Origin of the sequence: Lentibacillus sp., from assembly GCF_035301675.1 — a bacterium.
GTDB lineage: Bacteria > Bacillota > Bacilli > Bacillales > Amphibacillaceae > Lentibacillus.
Window position 1 is genome coordinate 30,475 of sequence record NZ_DATGTT010000095.1, and the last position, 25,067, is coordinate 55,541.

The 25,067-nt window shown below is 45.7% G+C and carries 23 protein-coding genes; 10 read left to right on the forward strand and 13 right to left on the reverse strand.

From position 1 onward, the window contains the following. Positions 1-162: 162 nt before the first annotated feature. The 3 genes from VK097_RS13850 (at position 163) to VK097_RS13860 (ending at position 1,124) form a co-directional block, all read left to right on the forward strand. Positions 163-714, forward strand: a complete 552-nt coding sequence (locus VK097_RS13850) for a TetR/AcrR family transcriptional regulator (RefSeq protein WP_324212390.1) — start codon at positions 163-165, stop codon at positions 712-714. Between the two features lie 133 nt (positions 715-847). Then, entirely contained in the window at positions 848-1,048 is a 201-nt protein-coding gene (locus VK097_RS13855; RefSeq protein WP_324212391.1) for an aldehyde dehydrogenase family protein, read from the forward strand. After that, positions 1,017-1,124 carry a hypothetical protein gene (locus VK097_RS13860; protein WP_324212412.1) on the forward strand — a complete coding sequence of 36 codons (108 nt, stop codon included), beginning with the start codon at positions 1,017-1,019 and terminating at the stop codon, positions 1,122-1,124. Before VK097_RS13855 ends, VK097_RS13860 begins: the two co-directional genes overlap by 32 nt. 126 nt (positions 1,125-1,250) lie before the next feature. Here the strand turns inward: VK097_RS13860 and VK097_RS13865 are convergent, their stop codons facing one another. Next, on the reverse strand, positions 1,251-2,276 hold the full coding sequence (locus VK097_RS13865) for an NADP-dependent oxidoreductase (RefSeq protein ID WP_324212392.1): 1,026 nt from the start codon (positions 2,274-2,276) through the stop codon (positions 1,251-1,253). Positions 2,277-2,556: 280 nt separating this feature from the next. Then, positions 2,557-3,840, reverse strand: coding sequence for an acetyl-CoA hydrolase/transferase family protein (locus VK097_RS13870; protein WP_324212393.1), 1,284 nt, complete (start codon positions 3,838-3,840; stop codon positions 2,557-2,559). A 174-nt stretch (positions 3,841-4,014) separates the two neighbouring features. On the opposite strand from VK097_RS13870, the gene VK097_RS13875 reads away from it, so the two are divergent. Beyond that, positions 4,015-5,241, forward strand: a complete 1,227-nt coding sequence (locus VK097_RS13875) for a PLL family lectin (protein WP_324212394.1) — start codon at positions 4,015-4,017, stop codon at positions 5,239-5,241. 71 nt (positions 5,242-5,312) lie between these two features. Here VK097_RS13875 and mqo read toward each other — a convergent pair whose 3' ends face one another. Together mqo and rlmH are read right to left on the reverse strand one after the other, a co-directional pair. Then, positions 5,313-6,818, reverse strand: coding sequence for a malate dehydrogenase (quinone) (gene mqo, locus VK097_RS13880; RefSeq protein WP_324212395.1), 1,506 nt, complete (start codon positions 6,816-6,818; stop codon positions 5,313-5,315). A gap of 320 nt (positions 6,819-7,138) precedes the next feature. Next, positions 7,139-7,618, reverse strand: coding sequence for a 23S rRNA (pseudouridine(1915)-N(3))-methyltransferase RlmH (gene rlmH, locus VK097_RS13885; protein WP_324212396.1), 480 nt, complete (start codon positions 7,616-7,618; stop codon positions 7,139-7,141). Between the two features lie 168 nt (positions 7,619-7,786). Between rlmH and VK097_RS13890 the strand changes: the two genes are divergently transcribed. Continuing rightward, positions 7,787-8,692, forward strand: coding sequence for a nuclease-related domain-containing protein (locus VK097_RS13890; protein WP_324212397.1), 906 nt, complete (start codon positions 7,787-7,789; stop codon positions 8,690-8,692). A 363-nt stretch (positions 8,693-9,055) separates the two neighbouring features. On the opposite strand, the gene VK097_RS13895 is transcribed toward VK097_RS13890, so the two are convergent. Further along, a complete protein-coding gene (locus VK097_RS13895) occupies positions 9,056-9,811 on the reverse strand; it encodes an RNA polymerase-associated RTF1 family protein (protein ID WP_324212398.1) in 756 nt (251 codons plus the stop codon). Between the two features lie 76 nt (positions 9,812-9,887). Continuing rightward, complete coding sequence (locus VK097_RS13900; protein WP_414672182.1) at positions 9,888-11,291, reverse strand: SpoVR family protein; 1,404 nt, start codon at positions 11,289-11,291, stop codon at positions 9,888-9,890. 302 nt (positions 11,292-11,593) lie between these two features. On the opposite strand from VK097_RS13900, the gene gdhA reads away from it, so the two are divergent. Both gdhA and ymzB read left to right on the forward strand, forming a co-directional pair. After that, the gene (gene gdhA, locus VK097_RS13905; RefSeq protein ID WP_324212400.1) at positions 11,594-12,979 is read left to right on the forward strand and encodes an NADP-specific glutamate dehydrogenase; all 1,386 of its coding nucleotides are present in this window, start codon (positions 11,594-11,596) and stop codon (positions 12,977-12,979) included. 130 nt (positions 12,980-13,109) lie between these two features. After that, positions 13,110-13,457, forward strand: a complete 348-nt coding sequence (gene ymzB / locus VK097_RS13910; protein WP_324212401.1) for a protein YmzB — start codon at positions 13,110-13,112, stop codon at positions 13,455-13,457. Between the two features lie 118 nt (positions 13,458-13,575). Here the strand turns inward: ymzB and yhbH are convergent, their stop codons facing one another. Further along, the gene (gene yhbH / locus VK097_RS13915) at positions 13,576-14,745 is read right to left on the reverse strand and encodes a sporulation protein YhbH (RefSeq protein ID WP_324212402.1); all 1,170 of its coding nucleotides are present in this window, start codon (positions 14,743-14,745) and stop codon (positions 13,576-13,578) included. 157 nt (positions 14,746-14,902) lie between these two features. Beyond that, the gene (locus VK097_RS13920; RefSeq protein WP_324212403.1) at positions 14,903-16,798 is read right to left on the reverse strand and encodes a PrkA family serine protein kinase; all 1,896 of its coding nucleotides are present in this window, start codon (positions 16,796-16,798) and stop codon (positions 14,903-14,905) included. A gap of 172 nt (positions 16,799-16,970) precedes the next feature. Here VK097_RS13920 and VK097_RS13925 point away from each other — a divergent pair, with 172 nt between their 5' ends. Both VK097_RS13925 and VK097_RS13930 read left to right on the forward strand, forming a co-directional pair. After that, a complete protein-coding gene (locus VK097_RS13925; protein WP_324212404.1) occupies positions 16,971-18,602 on the forward strand; it encodes an acetolactate synthase large subunit in 1,632 nt (543 codons plus the stop codon). 24 nt (positions 18,603-18,626) lie between these two features. Continuing rightward, positions 18,627-20,060: an aldehyde dehydrogenase family protein gene (locus VK097_RS13930; protein WP_324212405.1), complete on the forward strand. Its 1,434-nt coding sequence runs from the start codon at positions 18,627-18,629 to the stop codon at positions 20,058-20,060. 185 nt (positions 20,061-20,245) lie between these two features. On the opposite strand, the gene VK097_RS13935 is transcribed toward VK097_RS13930, so the two are convergent. The 4 genes from VK097_RS13935 to VK097_RS13950 form a co-directional block, all read right to left on the reverse strand. Next, a complete protein-coding gene (locus VK097_RS13935) occupies positions 20,246-20,536 on the reverse strand; it encodes a hypothetical protein (protein WP_324212406.1) in 291 nt (96 codons plus the stop codon). 21 nt (positions 20,537-20,557) lie between these two features. Then, positions 20,558-21,724, reverse strand: coding sequence for a TraB/GumN family protein (locus VK097_RS13940; RefSeq protein ID WP_324212407.1), 1,167 nt, complete (start codon positions 21,722-21,724; stop codon positions 20,558-20,560). Between the two features lie 104 nt (positions 21,725-21,828). Further along, positions 21,829-22,443 (reverse strand): YpjP family protein, encoded by a 615-nt coding sequence (locus VK097_RS13945; protein ID WP_324212408.1) that lies wholly within the window; start codon positions 22,441-22,443, stop codon positions 21,829-21,831. A gap of 123 nt (positions 22,444-22,566) precedes the next feature. Beyond that, a complete protein-coding gene (locus VK097_RS13950; RefSeq protein ID WP_324212409.1) occupies positions 22,567-23,118 on the reverse strand; it encodes an O-acetyl-ADP-ribose deacetylase in 552 nt (183 codons plus the stop codon). A gap of 152 nt (positions 23,119-23,270) precedes the next feature. On the opposite strand from VK097_RS13950, the gene VK097_RS13955 reads away from it, so the two are divergent. Beyond that, a complete protein-coding gene (locus tag VK097_RS13955; RefSeq protein ID WP_324212410.1) occupies positions 23,271-23,630 on the forward strand; it encodes a Lin0512 family protein in 360 nt (119 codons plus the stop codon). Positions 23,631-23,725: 95 nt separating this feature from the next. On the opposite strand, the gene dacB is transcribed toward VK097_RS13955, so the two are convergent. Next, the coding region (gene dacB, locus VK097_RS13960; RefSeq protein WP_324212411.1) for a D-alanyl-D-alanine carboxypeptidase/D-alanyl-D-alanine endopeptidase at positions 23,726-25,067 on the reverse strand (1,342 nt) is incomplete at its 5' end.

Sequence of the window (25,067 nt, forward strand, 5' to 3'; positions counted from 1 at the left end):
TCAATCGGTGTTCATCCTCTCTTGCATCATACATTCGAACACGATAATATTATATACGACACCGTGTTGGATTTACAACAAACAGTTTTATATCTTGCGTACAAAACCCAACACATCTTAAAAATTTGTTGCTGAACACAAAAATGAAAGTGTGACGATTTTATGAACGAAAAACTCGACCGCCGAAAAAAATACACCCGCATGGTCTTAAAGGACAGTTTGATCACATTATTGAAAGTGAAACAGTTTTCAGCGATTACCGTCAAAGAAATCTGTGAAGAGGCTGATATCAACCGGTCGACTTTTTACAGCCACTATCATGACCAGTTTGATTTGCTGGAGCAGATAGAAGAAGAGCTGATTGCGGATTTAAATACCTATTTAAATCAATACAATTTCGAGCAGGAAGCAGAAGCATTAAAGATGACTGAAAAGCTGCTGGAATACGTTGTCTCCAAGCGTGATATCTGCCAGACACTTCTCAGTGGAAACGGTGATCATTCCTTTGAACGCCGTGTGATGGACGTTGCCCGGACATTTCTGATCAAAAGCTGGATGGATAACAATGAAGTCGATCCGGACATATCAGAATATGCCGGTACCTTTGTCATCAGCGGGAGCATCTACGTCATCAAGCATTGGCTGGCGAACGACATGGATAAGTCCCCGAAACAGATGGCCGAGTTGATTAATAGTTTCAGGTTTAGAGAGTGAGGCGCCATTATAAAGATAAAGCAGAGTTGGTTGTTTGGCGCTTTTTATTTACTTATCACACAATGATCTGGAAATAATCGTTTGGCGAGATTGTTGCGCGAAATCGAGGCATTGCCGCGCGAAATCTCCGAGGATGCAACTGAGGAATGAAAAAGCCAATGACACACCATACGGCTTAAGTTCGGCCATCTTCTCAAACGATGAAGATAAAGCACGCGAGTATGCACTGGACATGATATTTGGCATGACCCCACATCAACGATCAGCCGGTCCAGGACGAACCAACCGCTATGTTCGGCGGCATGCGCCAAAGCGGTATTGGCCGCTTCGGTAGTCCATATATTATTGAAGAGTTTACGGAAGGTAAATGGATTTCAGTGCAGAAGAAAGAAAGGACATTTCCGTTTTAATAGAGGTATGAGGATCCCCAGCCTTAAGTGAAAAAGCTGGGGATCCTTGTATGATGCACCATAAAATTGTATTGATAACAAAGATAACGAGACCCATCATCTCATTTTACTTCTGGTAGCCTCTATTTATTTCTCATACTCCCGCTCTTCGATTCTCACCAATAGCTTCCCAATATTCTTCCCTCTAAACAAATCAAGGAACGCCTCCGGAATGTTTTCAAAGCCTTCTCGGATGGTTTCACGATACGTCAGTTTTCCTTCCTGGAGCCATTGGCCGAGCTGTTTGGTACCTTCTTTGAAGCGGTCGGAATAATTACCGACCGTGAAGCCTTGCATGAGGGCGCTTTTCTTAATCAGGGTCTGCTGCACACGCGGTCCAATGTCTTGTTCATCTTTGTTGTAGGACGAAATCGCGCCGCAGACCGGTATGCGTGCATAGCGATTCAATTGCGTCATGACAGCGTCCGATATCTCCCCGCCGACATTATCAAAATAGACATCGACACCATCCGGGCAGGCGCGCTTTAAGTCATCTTCTATATCGTCCGTTGTCCGGTAATTGATGCCTTCATCAAAGTTCAATTCGTCTTTCAAAAAGTTTGTTTTTTCATCGGAACCGGCAATGCCGACGACGCGTGCACCTTTGATTTTGGCGATTTGCCCGACGGTTGAGCCGACCGAACCGGCTGCACCTGAAATCACAACGGTTTCGCCTTCTTTTGGCTTGCCGATATCTAAGAGACCAAAATAAGCAGTCAAGCCGGTCATACCCAATATGTGCAGATTTGTAGTGATGGGAGCAATGGACGGATCGATTGGCCGCACTTCATTTTCACCAGCAACATAGTACTCTTGCCAGCCGAACGAACCCGTCACAACATCGCCTTCTTTGAATTGATCGGATTGTGATTCAATTACCTCGCCAATCGAGCCCCCCTCGATCACTTCATTAAGTTTGAACGGTTCGATGTATGATTCTACATTTTCCATTCTGCCCCGCATATACGGATCAACGGAAGCATACAGCGTCTTGATCAGAATCTGACCTTCCTGTACGTTCTCAACATCCTTTTTCACAAATTCAAACGTATTGTCATCCGGCATGCCCTGTGGCCGTTCAGCCAGGATTATTTGATTATTAACGCGTGTCATATAAATGTCTCCTTTACAAACGTTTATGGTTCCTTGTTTTCCATGGTAATGAAAATATCGGGCTTATGCCAGCGAAAGTAATTGAGGAGTACTGGGGTATAAACTGATTCGTCTGATGCAAGGTACAGGACAATATTAGAGACTTCTTAGGATTGTACCAGTCGTTTAACAGAAATATGTTTGGGGAATTCCTTGATCTCTTCAACAGCGTCTCCTTCGGTAACATTGGCGTTTCGATTACCCCGGGATGAACCGAATTAACACGGATTCCAATAATTCTCTAAAGATACCCCATCTCCTTCGCCGAAAATGTCAGCTCATCTCTGAATTTAGGATGGGCGATGTCAATCAGAGCTTTCGTCCGCTCCCGGATCGTTTTTCCGCGGAGGCGTGCGATGCCATACTCGGTGACGATATAATCCACATCATTTTTTGATGTCGTGACAGGTATACCCGGATTCAGTGACGGGACGATTTTGGAAATCGAATCACCCTTGGCGGTGGCGTACAGACAGATGACGCCCCTGCCGCCTTCTGACAGACGGGAGGCCACCTGAAAATCGGATTGGCCGCCGGTGGATGACCAGTACGTGCCGCCAACCTTTTCTGAATTGACCTGGCCGAGAAAATCGACTTCCACACCTGCGTTGACCGTTACGAGTTTGTCAGCCGACTGCAAGCGGCCAACATGGTTTGTCTTGTTCACTGGCAGCATATAAATATCCTGATTTTCATGCATGAAATCGTAAAGCTCGCGGGACCCAAAGGCGAACGTTGCCGTTATTTTGCCTTTTTGAAACGGGTTGTTTTCGTTGGTCAATGCGCCGCTTTCATACAGCGTCATGATTTTCTCGGGCACCATTTCGGTATGGATGCTCAAATTGCGGTAGTCCTTCAAATTGTCGATAATTGCATTTGGGATCGACCCAAAACCAATCTGCAGGATATCCCCGTTATCAATCAGACCCGCTACATAGTCCCCAATAAACTTGTCTTTTTCCGATTGCTCAGGTGCGGGCGGTGCTTCAGGAATCGGCTGATGATTCTCGATTAACGCGGTGACATCCGAAATATGGACCTGATTTTCTCCATATGTGCGCGGCATGTACTCGTTAACTTCCAGCAAAACAGTTTCAGCATGCGGGATCATCGCAATCGTGTGATCCGCGTTCGTTCCCAGCGAAAACCAGCCGTTATCATCCATTGGTGACGCTGTTGTCAAGACAACCGGTTTTCTGGCTGTTTGTTTCAGTATTTTTGGTATGTCGGAAAAATGGTTTGGCAAAAGGTCGATTTTTCCTTCTTTAAATGCTTTTCGTTCCGCAGCACCCATAAACATGCTGATGATTTTTAGTTTGTCCGGGTCTGCGTTTATGACTTCACGGGTGGTAAACATTTGAAACAGACGATTGCCTTTAAGCCCCTCGAAAGTTTCCAGTTGCTTCATGAGCGCTTCCGGTTCCGCAACCAGAATCGGTGTGATGATATCGGTATTTGGCTGAATAAACGTGATGGCTTCCTCTTTCGCTCGAAGTTTTTGTTCGTATAATTGTGCAGGGTTCATGATTGATTGCTCCTTTAACTAAACATTCCGTTCACCGATTATAACATTGTGGGCAGGGGAGTTCCGCACTTAAACACCACAAGCGATTCTTCCATTTTTTATCCCTCTATGTTTAGTGATCAGTCCCAATTATCATTCGCTTGCATAGGCTAATGAAAAAGTGGAGGAATCTATATGTACAGAAACCAATACATGTATACAAACCCGTCCTATTATCTTTGGGCGCCGGTTCCTATGTCTGATGACAATCATACCGGGGCTTATTCTGATGTCCGGCAGCAAGTAAGCGTTCAGGAGGTTATGCAGCGGCTGCGATCGGAGCACAGTGATCTATATTCACAATTTGAGCAGGCAGGAATGAGCAGACAAATTGCCGAATATGTCTTTTTCTTTGTAATCAATTATACACTGAACCAGGCAAACACAAACCAGTCAGCTGACCAAATTTATCAGCAATTTCATCAGCAAGTCCCGTGGTTTTCATTCTTTGTCAGGCAATTTGGTGTGTCGCGGGATCTCATGGATCGTGTGCTGAGGCGCGTGATCGAAATTATCCTCGGACTCATAGGCGGCGGTCAGCAGCCCGGTGATGGATGGTCCGGCTGGGAAAACCTTGGCGGTACCTTAACATCGGCTCCGGCCGTTTCCTCGTGGCAAAATAACCGCTTGGATGTCTTTGCCAGAGGTACAGACAATGCCTTGTATCATATTTGGTGGAACGGTTCTAGCTGGAGTAACTGGCAAAACCTCGGCGGTCAGTTAACGTCAGCTCCGGCAGCTGTCTCGTGGGGGGCAAACCGGATTGATGTATTTGCCCGCGGCACCGATAACGCGCTTTACCATAAATGGTGGAACGGATCTAACTGGAGTGACTGGGAGAACCTTGGCGGTGTGCTGACAAGTGGTCCCGCTGTATCCTCCCGGCGAACAAATCAGCTTGATGTGTTTGCCCGCGGAAATGGCAACCGACTTTATAAGCGGACATGGAACGGATCTAACTGGGAGGATTGGGAAGACCTTGGCGGAAACCTTAACTCGGAGCCTGCAGCTGTCTCATGGAACCCGAACCGCATCGATATCTTTGCCAGAGGGCAAAATAGCAATTTAATTCATAAATGGTGGAACGGCAGCTCATGGAGTGATTGGGAAAGCCTTGGCGGTACATTGACAAGTGCACCGGCTGTTTCGTCAAAAAGGCCAAATCGCCTGGAAGTCTTTGTGCGCGGCACAGGCAACGAGCTTTACCGGAGAGCATGGAATGGATCGAGCTGGAGCAGCTGGCAGAACCTTGGCGGCAACTTAACATCGGCCCCAGCAGCGGTTTCCTGGGGGCCAAACCGCACCGATGTTTTTGCCAGAGGGCAAAACCGTGATCTCATCCATTTATGGCAGGGGCAGTAACTTTTCCGAAGACTAAAGGAAGCACCCATTAGCTTGAAACGGTGCTTCCTTTAATTTCATTATTTTATAAGTTAGACAGGCTTTGCTTCGCTTTTGTCCGTCAAATCCAGCGCTTTTGCGGTTGTCGCATGAACGTCACGGATCAGCTCTGGATGATCCCTTAGAGACACGGCATAAGACGGGATGATCTCTTTGATTTTTGGCTCCCACTCGTTTAAACGGTCCGGGAAGCATTTTTCGATAACTTCTAGCATGATTGAAGCCGCAGTTGACGCACCCGGTGATGCACCAAGCAGTGCAGCAATCGAACCGTCCTCGGAGTTAACGACTTCCGTACCAAATTGAAGCGTGCCACGGCCGCCTTCCTCGGTATCTTTAATCACCTGCACACGCTGTCCCGCGGTCACGAGTTCCCAGTCCTCACTCCTGGCGTCCGGGATGAACTTGCGCACCTCTTCCATACGCTGTTCTTTCGATAACGTCAGCTGGCGGACAAGGAATCTGGTCAGCTGCATGTTTTTCGCACCGGCTGCGAGCATTGTAAAAGCATTATTCGGTTTGACCGATCCTAATAAGTCCATGTTTGATCCGGTTTTCAGGAATTTCGGTGAAAATCCGGCATATGGACCAAACAGCAATGTTCTTTCGCCATTGATATACCGCGTATCCAGGTGCGGAAGGGACATTGGCGGTGCACCAACCTCAGCCTTGCCGTATACTTTGGCATCATGCTGCGCCACAACGTCCGGATTATTGCACACCATAAACAGGCCGCTTACAGGGAAGCCGCCGACATGCTTGCTTTCCGGAATATTCGTTTTCTGCAGCAACGGCAAAGCGCCGCCACCGCCGCCAATAAAGACGAATTTCGCAGTATGGCATTCGAGCGTGTCTTCTTCATAATTACGCACTTTCACTTCCCATAAGCCATCGTCAGTGCGCTTAATATCTTCCACCGTGTGATTGTATCGGATATTAACATTGCGTTCTTCTAGATGCCCAAGCAGTTTACTGGTGAGCACACCGAAATTGATATCGGTGCCCGTATCGATTTTCGTTGCCGCGATTGGCTCATCAACATCCCGGTCTTTCATGACCAGTGGAATCCATTCTTCCAGTTTGTCCAGGTCGTCGGAAAACTCCATTCCCTCAAACAGCGGATTTTCAGTCAGTGCTTCAAACCGCTTTTTCAAAAATTCCACATTACCTTCCCCATGGACCAAACTCATATGCGGCAGCGGTCTGATGAACTCTCCGGGGTTATCAATATAACCGTTATTGATCAGGTAGGACCAGAATTGTCTTGACTCCTGAAATTTTTCGTTAATCTTCAGGGCTTTATTGATATCAATCGATCCGTCCGATTTTTCGGGCGTGTAGTTAAGCTCACATAATGCAGAATGTCCCGTTCCTGCATTGTTCCATACATTAGAGCTTTCTGCACCGGCGCTTTGGAGCTTCTCAAAAACAGTGATGTTCCAATCTGGTGCCAGTTCTTTTAAAAGAGATCCCAATGTCGCACTCATAATACCCGCGCCGATCAGGATAACATCTGATGACATCTGTCTATTACTCATTTTTTTCATCCTTTTCCCGTTAAGATTTGCAGAAAGGATGCGCTCTTATTCCGGCGTCACACACAAAAAGAGACGCAATCCAGCCGCCCATCTTTTCTGAACCAATATACTCAAACTATAGTGTATCATTATTATCTATAGAATAAAATATGTATTTACTGTTTACCCGCATTCGCAGCAGAATAATCCAGCTTTTGTGATGGAATAGAAAACAGAAAATAAGAATGAAAGCGTTCAATTTGTGTACGAAATCTATGTTGTGGTAAATACGGAAATTTTCTGTATATAGGGATAACTACGATTTAAGTCCGCTTCTGGTGTTATTTATGGTACGGTTCACCTCTCATAATCCTAAACCCGCGATAAATCTGCTCCAACAGAATCAGCCTCATCAGCTGATGCGGAAACGTTAGCCTGGAAATCGACAGCGCCAGGTCACTCCGCTTCTGTACATCTTCACTGATTCCGACTGAACCGCCTATAACGAAGGCAATTTTGCTTTTCCCATACGTTGCAAGTTTATCCAGTTTGGCGGCGAATTGCTCCGAGGTCATCATTTTTCCACTGATCTCCAATGTCACAACATAAGTGTCCTGGTTTATGCAAGAGAAGATTCGCTCGCCTTCTTTTCGTTTTACTTCATTCATTTCAGCATCGCTCATGTTTTCCGGAGCCTTTTCATCAGCAACTTCCCTGATTTGAACTTTCGTATAGGGACCAAGCCGCTTCAAGTATTCCTCGATGCCCTGTTTCAGGTATTTTTCCTTTAATTTTCCGACAGCAATGATTGTGATGTTCATTCAAAGGACATCCTTTTCTGATTCGTTTGTACCTATTTTATCAAAAGAAAGCATGAAATACATGCCAGTGTTAAACGAAAAGATTATTGAGGGGTTTTGGTGGCTCACGATCGAATTGGTTACCTGTATTTAGTATAATAGAGCAGACAGGAAGAAAGGATGTGAGACATGGCCTATAAACCACGCAGCCAGCCAGATGAGCTGTTGCTATTAAGTTCTTTGAACAGACGGGGCGATTTGACCCCAAAAGAAAAACAACACTATTTGAATTTGAGCAAGGGGTTTAAAGGTGAAGTCACATTTGACGAGCTGACCAAACAGCTTCAATGCGACTGCTGTATATTAAATGACCTCTTGCTGCAAGCAAATAACACGCTCTTTCAAATCGATACGCTTATTATCACATCTAAGAAGATTCATATGTTTGAAGTGAAGAATTACGAAGGGGAGTATGGCTTGCATGCAGATAAATTTTACAAACTGCCCCATTATGAAATTGTGAATCCTTTGCATCAGTTAGGACGGAGCAAATCTCTGCTGCGCCAAATATTCCATGAGTATGCCTTCAACCTCCCAATTGAAGCCTCAGTTATTTTTATCAATCCGGAGTTCACGCTTTACCAGGCAACTCCCGACAAACCCTTTATTTTGCCCACACAGTTGAAAAGCTTCATGCGCAAATTGAATGCTACAAATTCTAAATTAAGCAACACGCACAGACACATAGCAGAAAAATTGAACGCCCTTCATATCAAAAAATCGCCACACAAGCTCTTGAAATCTTATCATTATGCGGATCTCCAAAAAGGGATTACTTGCTTAAAATGTCATTCCCTTTCCACTGTAATTGAAGGGCAAAAACTGGTGTGCCGAAAATGCAATCATAAAGAGGCCGTTGCGAATGCCATTATGCGATCCGTTGAAGAATTTAAACGCCTGTTTCCGAAACATAAAATCACCACAAGCGTTATTCAGGACTGGTGCCAGGTCGTAAATTCGAAAAAGCGAATCCGGAAAGTATTAGATCAACACTTTACAAAAATAGGAACAAATCGGTGGATATATTACGAGTAAACCTTTTGCAGATATTTGAAGTCCATCATTCCCTTCAGTGAAACTGAGGGGATCGGGATTTTAATGAGGAACAGTGGCTGTTTCTAACTTTGAAATCCGGGCTCAAGGACTTTTCGGCGGAATTAATGCACAGTTTTGGCCTCGAGATTAGTTCTCGAGGCTTTTTTGTTGATTCTTTCACCGTGATTTGGACTAGAGAACTTCTCTCGAGGTCCTTTTACCAGCCTTTAAACACAAAATCGGACTCGATAAACCTGTTCACGTGGCTATTTCAACAACTCCGATTTGACTGCGGGATCCCTGGCACAGCAATTCGAGACTATTATGTGCATAAACAGACGGCACACCGCGGCGGATTTTCGCTCAATCCTGCCGCTGCTCGCTGCCGGCTTTCCGCTGATCCATATAAAGTGTGAGCGGCTTGTCGGAGCCGCTTACCAGTTTATAAAAATAAGAGGATGTCAGGTTATAGCTGTCCTCAATCTTTTCAGCGAGGAAGCTGCTTCGTTCAAACAGGATTGACCGGAATTCGCTGATTTGCCGGTGGAACTTCTCCATCAGGGCTTCCTGATTTTCCAGTCGGTCAAGCATCTCCTCCTGTGCCTTATCCTGTCCGGCAACTCGCTCTGCCATCCCTCTGTTCATCTCAGCAAGCTCATTCACTTTCTGTGTCATTTTTTGATTAATCGATTCGTATGCTGCCAGCCGCTCGACGATATCCCGGCTGGATTCATTCAACGATTCAATCTTTCCGGCAACTTCTTTTTTCATCGTATCTTCATTCTCAAGAATGTGCTGTAGCTGCTGGTTGTTCCGTTCCAGTTTTGCCAGCCATTCCATCGCCTGGTGTTCAAATTTTTCATGCTCACGTTCGCGCTTGTTCAACGCCTGTAGCTGATCACCAATGTTTTTCCACTTGCTTGCGTTGGCATGTTGCTGGCGGTGATACATCGATTTGATTTCATGAAACGCATTCGTTAACGATTGATTGATTTCTTTCTGCTCATGGATCATGTCAGCGAAATTATCTTTATGAAAATATCCCTGATTCGGTTCAAGGATTTTGCCGTTGTTTTTAAAAACTTTAGGATGTTCGTTATGGTTGATAAAAAGCCCCACGTCATCACTTCCCTTATTGCATGTTGATAATAGCCTATGCAATTGCAGGGGGATGCGGGACAGTGCCTCCGTCCCCTTACAACAATTTCCGCTGCACACTGTCTCCATTATATGTGAATAATACCCGCTTATCTTCCACAACCGTCTCCAAGTAGACATTGCGCCCCCACAATTGATAAATATACGGCAGGACATTTTCCAGGTAATGCAGATCGAGCTCAGTGCCTTCATAACCGTGCATTAAGTACAATTCACCATTCCGCAAATAATCGCCGTTTTCGACCGTGATATATGGAAACCCCCCGTTGATCCGTGATGAGACAAGCTGATCACGCACATTTTCATAATCTTTATCGGTAATCGTATAGTCACTTCCCTGCTTCTCAAACAAATACATATCTTCCCGGTTCACCATTTCTTTTGTTAAATAATTTCGAATGAATGACTGATCTGACTCAATTTCTCGTACTTCAAAGATTTTTTCCCTGCCTGAATTTGGCTCAGCCCCCAGTTTTCGCATGTCATCGGTCGGGTTGTTAAAACGTTCTTCAATATCCTCGTATATTTTTAAACCGAGATAATACGGATTGATCTGCTGCTTTGAAGGCTGCACGACACTTGCATTCAGTGACGCGAATTCGACCGCTTCTTCCGCTGTCAAATCCATCTCCCTCAAAATCCGCTGATGCCAATACGAGGCCCAGCCTTCATTCATAATCTTCGTTTCCAGCTGCGGCCAGAAATAAAGCATTTCCTCGCGCATCATTGTTAAGATATCACGCTGCCAGTTCTCAAGTTCACGGCTGTGCTCCTCAATGAACAGCAGCAGATCCTTTTCCGGTCTCGGCGGAAATTTTTTCTGACGTTTTTTGACCAGCTTTGGCTTGTTGTCATGTTTCAAGTTATCCAAATCCCACAAATCATCATACGGCGTTTTCGCAGCAGGCCGTTCCTGCTCAGTCGCTTCCTCATCTTCTGTATAATCAGGCAATTCCGGCCGGATAAGCGATGGGTCGATATGTTCCTGAATCGACAGAACCGCGTCGAGAAAACGTTCCACCTCATCGCGTCCATAGATCATTTCATAACTTTCAATCCGCTCAGCTGTTGCCGTCATGCTTTCCACCATATCGCGTCGCGTATTGCCGAAACGCACATTGTTTTTGAAAAAGTCACAATGTGCGAGCACATGTGCAATAATAAGCTTATTTTGGATAAGACTATTGGTATCGAGCAGAAAGGCGTAGCACGGATTGGAATTGATGACAAGCTCATAAATCTGGCTCAGCCCGAGATCGTAATGCAGTTTCATCTTATGGAACTGCTTGCCGAAGCTCCAGTGGGAAAATCGTGTCGGCATGCCATATGCTCCAAATGTGTAAATGATATCAGCAGGACATACTTCATACCGCATCGGATAAAAATCAAGTCCGAAGCCGGTCGCTATTTCCGTGATTTCATCAATTGCCCGGTTCAGCATCTGTGTCTCCGTCAAAATGATCATCCCTTCAAGTGGTCTTTTTACAGTGTATGAGCTGGGGATTAAAATTTTGACCAGTAAACGAAGAAGAAGATGTAAATTAATTGGAACATTTATTAAGTCATAAAACTGTCATAAAAATCAAATGATTATTATAGCGGTTATAAAGCGCTTTCAAAAAGTCAATCCATTAGAAATATTCAGTAAAATCTTGTGTTTATGCGCTTTTTCATGTAAAATAATATCATTACGTCACTTTTATCCAGTGAATTTTACAATTTTTTCTAAAAAGGGGATGACCAATGAGTACAATAGAAACAACTTTAAAATCAGATAAACAGAAAAAAGCCAACCAATATATAGAGAAAATATATAATGCCACTGAACAACGCAATCCTCATGAATCTGAATTCCTGCAGGCTGTTAAAGAAATAGTCGACTCCCTCGCCCCAGTACTGGCCCATCACCCGCAATACATGGATTCCGGCATACTTGAAAGACTTCTGGAACCGGAAAAGAGCATTTCGTTCCGCGTTCCCTGGGTGGATGACCAGGGAAAAGTACAAGTAAATCGCGGGTATCGCGTACAGTTCAATAGCGCACTGGGCCCGTATAAAGGCGGATTGCGCTTCCATCCGTCCGTGAACGAAAGCATTGTGAAATTTTTGGGCTTCGAACAAATTTTCAAAAATTCCCTCACCGGACAGCCGATTGGCGGTGGGAAAGGCGGATCGGATTTCGACCCGAAAGATAAATCGGATATGGAAGTCATGCGGTTCTGCCAAAGTTTCATGACGGAACTGTATAAGCATATTGGACCGGAAACCGACGTTCCTGCTGGTGATGTCGGCGTCAACGCCAGAGAAATTGGTTATATGTTCGGTCAATACAAAAAAATGCGCGGAGCCTTTGAAGCTGGCGTGCTGACCGGCAAAGGACTCCAATACGGAGGCAGCCTGGCACGCACAGAAGCGACCGGATATGGATTGGTGTATTTTGTCCGTGAAATGCTGGAAGATAAGGGCTTTGACTTTAATGGAAAAACGGTGATTGTGTCCGGATCAGGCAACGTATCCATTTATGCGATGGAAAAAGCAGCGGAATACGGGGCAAAAGTTGTGGCATGCAGTGATTCAGACGGTTGTATATATGATGAGAACGGCATTGATCTGGCTACTATTAAAGAATTGAAAGAAACAGGCGATGATCGTGTCAGCGCTTATACCGATAAGCACCCGAACGCCCAGTATCTGGAGGATTGTTCAAATATCTGGTCGATTCCGTGTGATATTGCATTACCGTGTGCAACCCAGAATGAAATTGACGAGGAAACCGCCAAAACATTAATTGACAATGGTGTCAAAGTGGTTGGCGAAGGTGCCAATATGCCATCGACTACGGAGGCTGTCGATCTGTTCCTTGACAGTGATATCCTGTTTGCCCCGGCAAAAGCGGCAAATGCCGGTGGTGTCGCCGTTTCATCGCTGGAAATGTCCCAGAACAGCAGCAAGCTTATGTGGACATTTGAAGATGTCGATGAAAAGCTGAAAGAAATAATGAAAAACATTTACCAAAACAGCATCCAAGCTGCGTCCGATTACGGTACCCCGGGTAATCTCGTTTCCGGTGCCAATATCGCAGGCTTTATCAAAGTTGCCGACGCAATGAACGCACAGGGCATTATTTAAACTGGAACTGTCTCAAAAATGAGACAGTTTTTTTGATGCCTGTTTCTGGCTGCGAGCTGTAAAAATTACCACGCTTCGACTCTGCATGATTATTCTGATTGCGCTCAATCTATAAGCAGGAGGGATGATCATGGAAGCGAAATTTTTAACAATTGAAACGTTCAATGACTTACTGCAACAATGGAACGGCGAAACCATCAAAATTTCCAAACATGAACTCGATGATTTGGACGAGACGCTGATGATGCTCCAGGATATTTCATACGCGCGCAACACACGACGGCTTGATGATTATGAACCGATGCACGCACTGCATCTGAACGGGACGGGCACGATCGAGACCGATGCCAGCAACGCCCAGTCGCTGCCGTCATCTGTTTATGAAATTCCGCTTGAAGACAATACGCTGTACGAGTTTGACGGGCAGAAGTTTTTACTGAGTACCTCCCGCGGCGTGTATAAGATTGAGAAGGAATGAGCTATGATGTCATTCAGTGGAGCGCTTTTTCCCGCTTAATGTTAGTTGAAGAATTGCTGCAGATTCGCGAAAATCGCTATAGATGGCAAAAAAGAACCCCCGCAGGTTGTCGGAGGTATCACACAGTAGCTGTTTTTTTCCGGAAAAACGACCTTAATGCATGGTAAACGTCTTCCTTGCCTTTCAAGATATAATGACGGAATTTCGGGTTTTCAAATTCCCGGTACGCGCGCATCAGTGTTGACTGGCGATTATACATGTTCACCTCAGCATAACCGAACATATTGGAAACATCCATGATTTCATTCACACGATTGATGCACCTTGGATTATCGGATGTGATGTTTTCCCCGTCGGAAAAGTGAAATGGATAAATATTGTAACGGGACGGAGGGTATTCGTCTGAAATCAGCTCCAATGCTTTCTCATAGGCGGATGAACAAATTGTTCCGCCACTTTCGCCTCTTGAAAAGAATGCTTCTTCGGAGACAACTTTTGCTTCGGTATGATGAGCAATAAAAGCAATTTCAACACGCTCATATTTCGAACGCAAAAATCTCATCATCCAGAAAAAGAAACTTCTGGCCAGATACTTTTCAAAATTCCCCATCGATGCACTGGTATCCATCATGGCAAGTATGACAGCTTTTGATTCCGGATTCACGACATCATTCCACGTCTTGAAGCGGAGATCATCATTATAGATAGGCGTGATTTGCGGTTCCCCTTTAATTGCATTGCGCTTAAGAGCGGTCAAAATCGTCCGTTTCTTATCAACATTGCCCATCAGTCCTTTTTTACGGACATCATTGAATTCGACTTTTTCGGTGGTGACTTCCGCTTCTTCCTTCTGCTGCAAATCAGGCAGTTCAAGCTCTTTGAATAATGCTTCTTCCAATTCCGCCATCGACACTTCCGCTTCATAGTAATCATTTCCCGGCTGGTCGCCTGCTTTCTTCCCTTTGCCGGATCCGCTTTTGCCCTTACCTCCACCGTTCGGGTCACGCGCGATGACATCGCCGACCTCGCTGTCACCATCACCCTGCCCAACATGTTTGGATTTGTCATAGTTATAACGGATTTTGTATTCATCCAGTGAACGGATCGGGATTTTGATGACATCCCGGCCATTTGACATGATGATATTTTCTTCACTGATGAGATCAGGTAAATTGTTTCGGATCGCGTCTTTTACTTTATCCATGTGACGCTTCTGATCCTGGTAACCTTTGCGGTGGAGGGACCAATCTTCCTTCGAGACAGTGAAACTTTTATTTTCTTCCTGCACATGTTCCCCTCCTCATGCTTTTATTCAGTCTATGCAACCTCAAGCAAACAAGTTATTAATTGCTGACACCCCCGCATACTGGTTAATAGTTGCCGCAGCTGAGTTGAAAAAATAACAAGAGCTGATGAGGATCAGTCTTGTTATTTTTCTCCCTTATTTACCGATTCAGCAGGCTGCCGACATACCGCAGCAGCTCATTGGCCGAGACGGAGTTGTAGCCATACTCATCTATCAGACGGGCAATCACTTCATTAATTTTCTTCAACTGTGATTCATCCGGCGTCTGTGATGATGTGGTAATCTTGACAACGTCTTTCAAATCGGCAAACAGCTTTTTCTGGATCGCTTCCCGCAAGCGCTCGTGCGAATTGTAGTCAAAGCGCTTTCCTTTGCGTGCATAAGCGGAAATGCGGATCAGAATTTCCTCTCTGAATGCTTTTTTCGCATTTTCCGAAATGCCGATCTGCTCCTCAATCGAACGCATCAGCTTCTCATCCGGATTCATTTCCTCACCGGTCAGCGGGTCATGCAGTTTCGTTTTATTACAGTACGCCTCCACGTTATCCAGATAATTATCCAGCAATGTTTTCGCGGATTCCTCATACGAGTAAACAAAAGCCTTTTGCACTTCTTTTTTCGCAATTTCATCGTATTCCCGTCTGGCAACGGAAATATAATTCAAATAGCGTTCCTTGTCTTCATCGGAAATCGACGGATGCTGCTCAAGCCCGTCTTTCAGAGAACGCAGCACATCCAGCGCATTGATTGAAGACACTTCTTTACGGATGATCGTTGACGAAATCCGGTTGATGACATAGCGCGGATCAACCCCTCGCATGCCTTCATCGGGGTATTCCTTCCGCAGTTCATCGACATCCACTTGATTATAGCCTTCAACACTGTCGCCGTCATAAAGGCGCATTTTTTTCACAAGATCAACACTTTGCTTTTTTGACTCCTCAAGCCGGGTCAAAATCGAAAAAATTGCAGCAACCCTCAGAGCGTGCGGAGCAATATGCACATGCGACATATCGCTTTCATTAATCATTTTTTGATAAATACGTTCTTCCTCAGTCACCTTCAAATTGTACGGAATCGGCATGACGATGATCCGTGATTGCAGTGCTTCGTTTTTCTGGTTGGCAATGAACGACCGGTATTCCGCTTCGTTGGTATGAGCAACAATAAGTTCATCAGCGCTTATAAGAGCGAATCTGCCGGCCTTGAAGTTTCCTTCCTGCGTGAGTGACAAGAGGTGCCAGAGAAACTTCTCATCACACTTGAGCATCTCCTGAAATTCCATCATTCCGCGGTTTGCCTTGTTCAGCTCCCCGTCAAACCGGTACGCGCGCGGATCAGATTCGGATCCATATCGCGCAATCGTGGAAAAGTCGATACTGCCGGTCAAGTCTGCAATATCCTGTGATTTCGGATCAGACGGACTGAACGTGCCAATACCGGTACGCCTATCTTCTGACAAAAAAATTCGTTCGACCTTTACATCCTCAATCCGACCGTCATATTCCTTTTCCAGACGCATCGCATTCAACGGTGACAGATTTCCTTCAATGCGAATGCCGTATTCATCATAAAAATCATCGCGTAAATGCTGCGGAATCAAATGCAGCGGGTCCTCGTGCATCGGGCAGCCTTTAATCGCATAAACGGCGCCTTCATCTGTCCGTGAATATTGCTCAAGCCCGCGTTTAAGCATCGTCACTATCGTGGATTTACCGCCGCTGACCGGACCCATCAGCAGTAAAATCCGCTTCCGGACATCGAGCCGTTTGGCCGCCGGGTGAAAATATTCCTCCACCAGCTTTTCGATCGCTTCCTCCAGCCCAAAAATTTCTTCACCGAAAAAGTCATACATCTTCCGGCCGTCTTTTTCTGTTAACCCGGAACTCTTTATCATATTATAAACACGCGAATGGGCTGTTTGCGCTACTTCCGGTCTCTCTCTTACAATCTCAAGATACTCTGAAAAAGTCCCTTCCCACTTAAGGCGCTGTTCTTCCTCACGGTGATCTCTGACTTTGTTGAGTATATCCATTTACTTCCCTCCATAACTGGTTTTCTCCCGCCTTAACCTGACAATAAGCTTCCATCTAATAGACTTTATATAGCCTATGCAGGGGTTTTCCTTAAGATGAGTGGTTTTGTACTCATAATTCGTGACTTTTGGCAAAAGCTAACACAAGCATATTTTACAAAGGATGATCGCAATGAATGTCTCTGAATTGCTTGTCAAATGTCTTGAACAGGAAGGCGTTGAGTACGTTTTTGGCGTACCTGGAGAAGAAAATATTGACCTGATGGATGCGTTTTACGACTCTGATATTGAGTTTATCGTTACCCGGCACGAAACAAGTGCTGCCTTTATGGCCGCGACATACGGGCGCCTAACCGGCACTCCCGGCGTCTGCCTGGCCACATTGGGACCGGGCGCGACGAACCTGATGACCGGGGTCGCCAATGCGAATATGGACCATGCACCGCTTGTCGCCATCACCGGACAGGCAGGGCTTGACCGGCACCATAAAATTTCCCACCAGTATTATGATCTGATTAATATGTATGAACCGGTGACCAAGTGGAATGCCCAGATTAAATCAGCCAAAATTACACCGGAAGTTGTCCGCAAAGCATTTCAGGTGGCCGGGCAGGAAAAGTGGGGCGCCACCCATATCGATCTGCCGGAAGATATCGCCGGCATGGATATCGATAAGACGACACCGCTTAAGCCGAATGAACGACCTCATACGAAAGCGAGTGAAAGCATTATCGAACAGGCTGTAACCATGATTGAAAAAGCCGAGCACCCGCTCATCCTTGCCGGGAACGGTATCAGCCGCCAGCAAGCTGCCGAAGAATTCCGGGCGTTTGTACGAAAAGTGCGCATCCCTGTTGTCCATTCGTTTATGGGCAAAGGCGCTATTTCCTGGGAAGATGACCTGAGTCTTCTGACGGCAGGAATCGGCGGAAATGATTACATTACATGCGGTTTTAACGAGGCTGATTTAATTATTACGGTCGGATTTGATATTGCGGAGTATCCGCCGAAGAATTGGAACCGGAGCAACACGCAGATCATTCACGTTGACACCGAAGAAGCCGAAACTGATGCCAATTATCCGGTGGCGCTCAACATTCTCGGTGACATCCCGGTAAACCTGCAGAAGCTCGGTGAAAACATCAAAACTCCGAACAAGGATATCACATGGGTTTCCAATGTTCGAAAGCAGGCACTGGATGAACTCGAGGCATTTCAAAAAGATACGCATTTCCCCGTGAAACCGCAAAAAATCATTTCCGATCTGCGTACGGTTTTAAACGAAGATGCGATTGCCATCTCGGATGTCGGTGCCCATAAAATGTGGATGGCCCGCATGTATCACACCTATCAGCCGAATACATGCCTTATTTCCAACGGCCTGGCCTCCATGGGTGTTGCAGTGCCAAGTGCAATTGCCGCAAAAATGGTGAATCCGGAGCGCAATGTTGTCGCAGTGTGCGGCGATGGCTCATTTCAGATGACCGGGGCCGAACTGGAAACAGCCAAACGGCTCGAATTGCCGATCATTGTCCTGATGTGGCGGGATAACGGCTATGGTCTGATCGAATGGCACCAATTAAAGAAATTTGACCGTTCATCCTATATCAAATTTGGCAATCCGGATTACCAGCAGCTCGCCGCTTCGTATGGATTTGAGGTGATGACCATTACAAAAGCGGACGAATTGAAACCGGCGCTGGAAAAGGCCGCTGCTTCAAATCAGCCGGTCTTTATCGACTGTCCGGTTGATTACAGCGAAAATATGAAATTAACGGAAAAACTCGGCGATATTATTTGTTGAAACTCTGGAAGGAGGCTATAAATCATGATATGTTCGATTATTAATGGCAAAGAAATCAACACGGGCAATGATTCAATCGATGTGAAAAACCCGTATAACGGAAAAACAGTAGAGGAGATTGTCCTGGCATCAGACGATGAATTTGAACGTGCTGTCACAAGTTCGTTTGATACGTTTCATAATACCATGAAAGACATGCCGGCACATAAGCGTTCAGATATCCTGCGCAAAACGGCTGATTTAATGGAAGAGCAGTCTGAAGATTTTGCTGAAATCATTATGAAAGAAGCCGGAAAGCCGATCTTTTTCAGCCGCGGTGAGGTGCAGCGAGCGATTCAGGTGCTCCGCTTCGCCTCTGAAGAAGCCAAACATATCAGCGGGGAAGTAATCCCGATGGATGCAGCGATAGACGGCGACGGCCGCCTCGGTCTGGTCAAACATATACCGCTCGGTGTCGTGGCTGCCATCACCCCGTTTAATTTCCCGCTAAACCTGTCATTGCATAAAATTGCACCAGCCATTGCAGCAGGTAATACCGTCATTTTCAAACCGGCTGAAAAAACACCCGTCTCCGCGCATAAATTGGCTAAATTATTCCATGAGGCCGGCCTGCCTGACGGTGTACTCAATCTGCTCATGGGCGCCGGTGACATCGGTGAGAAGCTGGTCACCCATGACAAAGTGCACAAAATATCATTCACCGGAAGTTTGCCTGTGGGGCGCTCAATTAAGGAGTCGGCGGGCTTCAAAAAAGTCACGCTCGAATTGGGCTCCAATTCACCCAATATCATATTCGATGACGGAAACATCAATGAAGCCGTCAGCATGCTGGTCAAGGGTGCTTTTGCCTTTTCCGGACAGGTCTGCATCTCGGCACAGCGCATATACGTCCAAAAATCAATCTATGACCAATTCCTGAAAGAATACATTGTAGCAACAGAAGACCTGACCATTGGTGATCCGGCATCTGAGAAAACCGATATCGGACCGATGATCAGTGTTGAGGAAGCCAAACGGGCCAAAGAATGGATTGATGACGCGGCCGAAAACGGTGCAAAAGTAGCAGCAGGCGGTGAACGGGATGGGACGATTTTGCAACCTACCATCATGACCGATGTTGAAAGCAACATGAAAATCATCGCGGATGAAGTGTTCGCACCGATTGTATCCGTTATTCCATTTGATACGGAAGACAGTGTCGTGAGCTACTCGAATGATTCCATTTACGGACTGCAGGCAGGTGTGTTCACCAAGGATGTCGACCGGGCATTCCGGGTGGCGGATCAGCTGGAGATGGGCGGTGTCTGGATCAATGAAATTTCCACCTACCGCCAGGACAATCATCCATATGGCGGCGTCAAACAAAGCGGTGTCGGCCGTGAAGGCGTCAAATATGCCGTCGATGGCATGACTGAGACGAAATTTATCGGGCTAAAATTGAAAGAGCATCATGATTAAAAAGCTTAAGGGACTTATCCCTTAAGCTTTTTGCATCGATTCGCGGTGATATTTGCAGAAGAGGGGGGGAATCGATAGAAGACAGAGATAATCTGCAGATGGACTGGAACATCCAGTTTGTCAGCTAGTACATTTGATCAAAATACCCCCATTAAAACAAAAGGGCTCCCTATAGAAGGAGCCTTTTACCGCTGCTTTTTTATGTTTTCTCGGAATGCTTCAATAAAATGCTCGGGCGACTGTTTTACGGTATATACATTAACGCCTTTGCTCGTGTGTAAATATAACAGACCGCCCTCCTTGCCAAAAGGGCGATAAGACATATCCCAGACGTTTTCGATGGGAAATTCGTGATGCCGGCTTACAATTTTATCACTGTATAAATACAGGGAGCGGGGATCCTCAACATAATACTTGCCTGAGATTGCAATCTCACGCTCCACCTTAACGTACGGCTGTTCAGCAATCAGCTTCATAGGAATTTCCCTCCTGCTGTTTTAAAGGTTATCCAGAAATACCCTGATAACATCTGCGCCGCCGATGAATGTCCCAACCGAACTGCCGATGTTTGCCAGGACCACTATCAGGAGAATGCGTGTCACCTTGTTTTGCCAAAAACCTTTCACACTGTAAACATCTTCGGATAGCTTCTCAAAATCGCCGACATGCGGTTTGCGGATAAGAGCTTGGACAATGCCGGCAAACCAGCCTGCTGCGATCAGCGGGTTCAATGACGATATCGGAGCTGCAAGAAACGCTGTTAAAATCGTCAATGGATGCCCCAAGGCAATGGCCGTTCCAAGTGCTGACAAGCTGCCATTCCATAAAATCCAGCTGATCGTTTGCTGCCACCCGGCAGACGGGTTTGTATAGAATGTATATGCTATGATGGAAATAATCAAAATCGGGATCGTCCAGGCGATGATCTTCGGCAGCTTTGATTTAGGCGGACGTGCACTTAGCTGTTTCAAATCCTGCTCCCGTTTGATCTCCTTTGTAATACCAGGAACATGCGCAGCACCAAGGACAGCAACAACCTTGCCACCCGGTGCTCGTCTGATTTTTTCGGAGAGATACTGGTCCCGTTCGTCAATCAGCGGTTTTTTCAGCCTTGGAAAATGTTCAGTAAATTCTTCCAGCATACTGTCGAGCATATCCTTTGATTTGAGCTTTTCCAATTCCTCTTCCGAAATCGTTTCCCGGCTGAAAATGCTGCCGATAACTTGCATCAGCAGCATGGCTTTTCCTTTGAAACCAAGATTTCCCCAAATACGGGAAAAAGTGATCTGGATATCGCGATCTGCCAGCACCAGTTCTGCATCGGTTTCCTTGGCTGATTCGATTCCTTGAATCATCTCTTGGCCAGCATTAATCCCGAATTGTTTCGCCATGCGTTTCTGGAATGAGGAAATGGCTAAATTCATTAGCAATAGGCTTGCCTTTTTTTCTTTAATAACCTGAAAGATGTCCATATCGCGCCATTTATTTCCTTCAGTGACTGATTTGTACCGTTGCTCATCCAGCTCAATGCAGACGGTATCCGGCTGTTCCGCCTCAATCACTTCCTTGACCTGTTCGGCACTGCTTTTGGAGACATGAGCTGTCCCGATCAGTATGTATTCTTTATCATCCAAATTGATGCGTGTTATATTTTCTTCAGACATATGGTAAACTCCTATGTTGGTTAATAACGGGCAATCCCGCAGCTGCACAACCTTATTTCATCATAAACAAACAAAAAACCCGGTGCAAGACCAGGCTTCCCTTATCATGCCATCCATTTCGGCGGAATATTTTTATCCCAGTAAAGTTCTCCAATTTCATGGTGATGTTCAAAGCCATCACTCTTTATATGATAATGAAAATTGAACCAATAACCTTCCATGGGACGGTTTTCGCGTCTGACATCAAACCGGGCAATGTCATGCCCCGTCCGTTCGTCATAAATATTAAAAATCCGTTCGCCCAATCCCTCGGACGGCTGCTCGGTAACGCTGTAATATTGAAAATCATCCGCTCCGGTTTCGTCCATAATCCGATGAAGCGCTTCTTCCATTTTCGGCAGAATAACGGCCTGGAACTCACCCTCCACCTTGGCCGTAATCCGTGGTCCCATCTTCGTCATAGCCTGCTCCCGTGCTTTGTCGCTCAATTCCTCAATCGGATCAGGGGCAGCAGCGTCCGCATCCGCATCAGGCAATTCTGGCGTCAGAATCGGCGGGTCACTTGTTTCATTGATGGCTCTATCATGCGAGTTGCTTTCAGAATCCATCGTTTCTTTATTCTGTTCTGCTTCGACATCCACATCAAATTCGGGAATATATAAACCTAATGTGACAACCGCAACCAGTGCCACTGCTATTTTCCGCATCCAAAGCTTCATCGTGATTTCTCCTTCTTACACCTTCTTATTAAATTTTATCATTTGTCAGATAAAAGCGCTACGTCATTTTTGGTTTTTCACAGAATTGTTTCTTTTTAAAGGGAACTTAAATCCTTTCAGCAATTATCCGGCCGACTCTTTGAGTGCAGCAGCATATGTTTCATAATCTATTTCCGAAAACAGTACCATCATTACTTTTCCGAAATCATGGTTCTTTAGAAAATCAGTGATCGTTTGCAAGGCTATTTTGGCAGCAAGATCGATTGGAAAACTGTACACACCTGTTGAAATCGATGGGAACGCTATTTCGGCCATGTCATTTTCCACTGCAAGTTCCAAAGAATTACGATAACAATTGGCAAGCAATTCTTCCTGACCCTGATCACGTTCATTCCAGACCGGCCCAACCGTATGAATGACATATTTTGCCGGCAAATTAAAGCCGCCTGTGATGACAGCCTTACCGGTCGGTAATTTTTCACCTTTAAGCTGATTCTCCTGCACCTGTTTGCATTCTTCCAGCAGTTCCTTGCCTGCTGTCCGATGGATTGCACCATCAACACCACCACCTCCCATAAGCGTTCCGTTGGCGGCATTGACAATTGCGTCTGTATCCAGCTTCGTAATATCACCAGTCATCAGTTCAAGTGTGTTTCCGTTAACTTCAGTTTTCATCGTCTCACCTTTTTCTGATTTAGTTCCTATTTTTGATTATAACACGGATTTTTCAAATCTTTTAGTCCTGTCAGATGTTTTAGGGTTTATCCATATGGGAAGTGTCCAATAAGTAGTATCCAAATACATGAAATAAAAGGAGCATATCATTCATGGAACAAATTCTTTTCATCCAAACAGGCAGCGGTATTGATGTTCATGGCCAAAACATCACAAAAGCCTCCGTCCGTGCTGTGGAAAATGCGATTTATTCCAATTCAATGCCTGGAATCGAGAAAAGTCTTCCGGATGGAAAACTTGATAACATGCAGGTGAATGTCCGGCTGGCCGTTCCGCTCGACCGTGATAAACTTGATGTCGAGCAAATTAAAAATGCCATTCCGTACGGTTCAGTCACTGCGGATGTCACAGACGGCGGTATGGCAACTTCTAGCGGGATTATGCTGGATGAAAAAGATGATGAGAATGATTTAATGTATATTGTAAATGCTGCAATTGAAGTTGGTTATTAAAGCCAACTTAAAGGTAGTCTCCCCCTTAAAACCAACCTGCCAGGCAGGTTGGTTTAATGATGTGATAAAACAACGGCCGGAACCCCTATATCATTCTAAAACTCATGCCCGGCCAATGTTGTGGCAATCGAGTCCTCAAGCTCTGTATCCGAGCTGCCTAAATAGTTGTTAAACATGATGGAAAACACCAGCTCTTCGCCGTCTTGTGATGTCACGTAACCGGATAACGTTGAAACGCCGGTCAATGACCCCGTTTTGGCGACAACATTCCCTTGTGCCGGTTCTTCGGTCATTCGGTATCTGAGTGTTCCGCCGACAAAGCGTTCGGGTGCGCCTGCAACAGGCAGCGAGTTCTCAAATGCCGGGAACCATTCTTCGTCTTGTATGGCTGTTAAAAACTGTGACAATCCATTTGAGGGAATCATATTTTTATGTGACATGCCCGAACCATCACGCAACAGGATGGTGTCACTGTCAATGCCGTAGTTTTCTGCCACATTTTCAATGACATCAAGCCCTTCATCCCAGCTTCCTTCGCCATTCAGCACTTTACCCATTTCTTTTGTCAGAATCTCACCGTGGCCGTTATTGCTCAGCTTCATAAACCGAATGTACAGTTCCTCAAGCGGCATCGAATCCCTCGAAGCAAGAACAGTTGCATCGTCGGGTGTTATACCGGTTTTCACGTCACTATTGCCAATGAACTTAAGGCCATGTTCCTTGAGCGATTTTTTGAAGACATCAAGCGCATATCCGGTCGGCTCCCAAACTGATACCCACGACCTTGACCTTGATCCGTCTGCCGGAATTGTTCCTTCAACGATAATTTCATTGGATCCATGCTGGCGCTGAATGGAGATGTCTTTGCTTTCCCCGGCGGCAACGGTTTCTGTATTGTTGGTGATTGTGACATAATCAGTTTCCGGTGTTACCGTGACCTCCGCTTCATTTCCGGTTTCATCGGCCGGATATGCTTCCACAATCACGGTCCCCGCATCATAATCATCATTCGGTGATAATGACAATGCCGAAACCTGAGCACCAGTGTAATACGGTTCATCTGACCAGTTCAGATCCTGCGACAGGCGCACATCGTCATACCAGCTGTCATCGCCTATCAAATCACCTTTAATATTCCTGATTCCTTTTTCTTTCAGCTGTGCTGCAAACTGATCAAGGTCTTTCTTCATTAAGGTCGGATCACCTTTTCCTTTTAAATATAAATCGCCATGAAGCACTTTTCCGTTTATCTGGCCGTCTGTGAGCACTTTCGTAGTGAATTGGTAATCCGGACCTAATGTTTCCATGGCGGCCGCACCCGACAGCAACTTCATGTTTGAAGCCGGATGGAGGCGCAAATCGCCATTATGATTATACAGAATCTCGCCGCTCTCAGCGTTCCGGACGCTGACACTAACACTTGTGCCGTTCAGACTG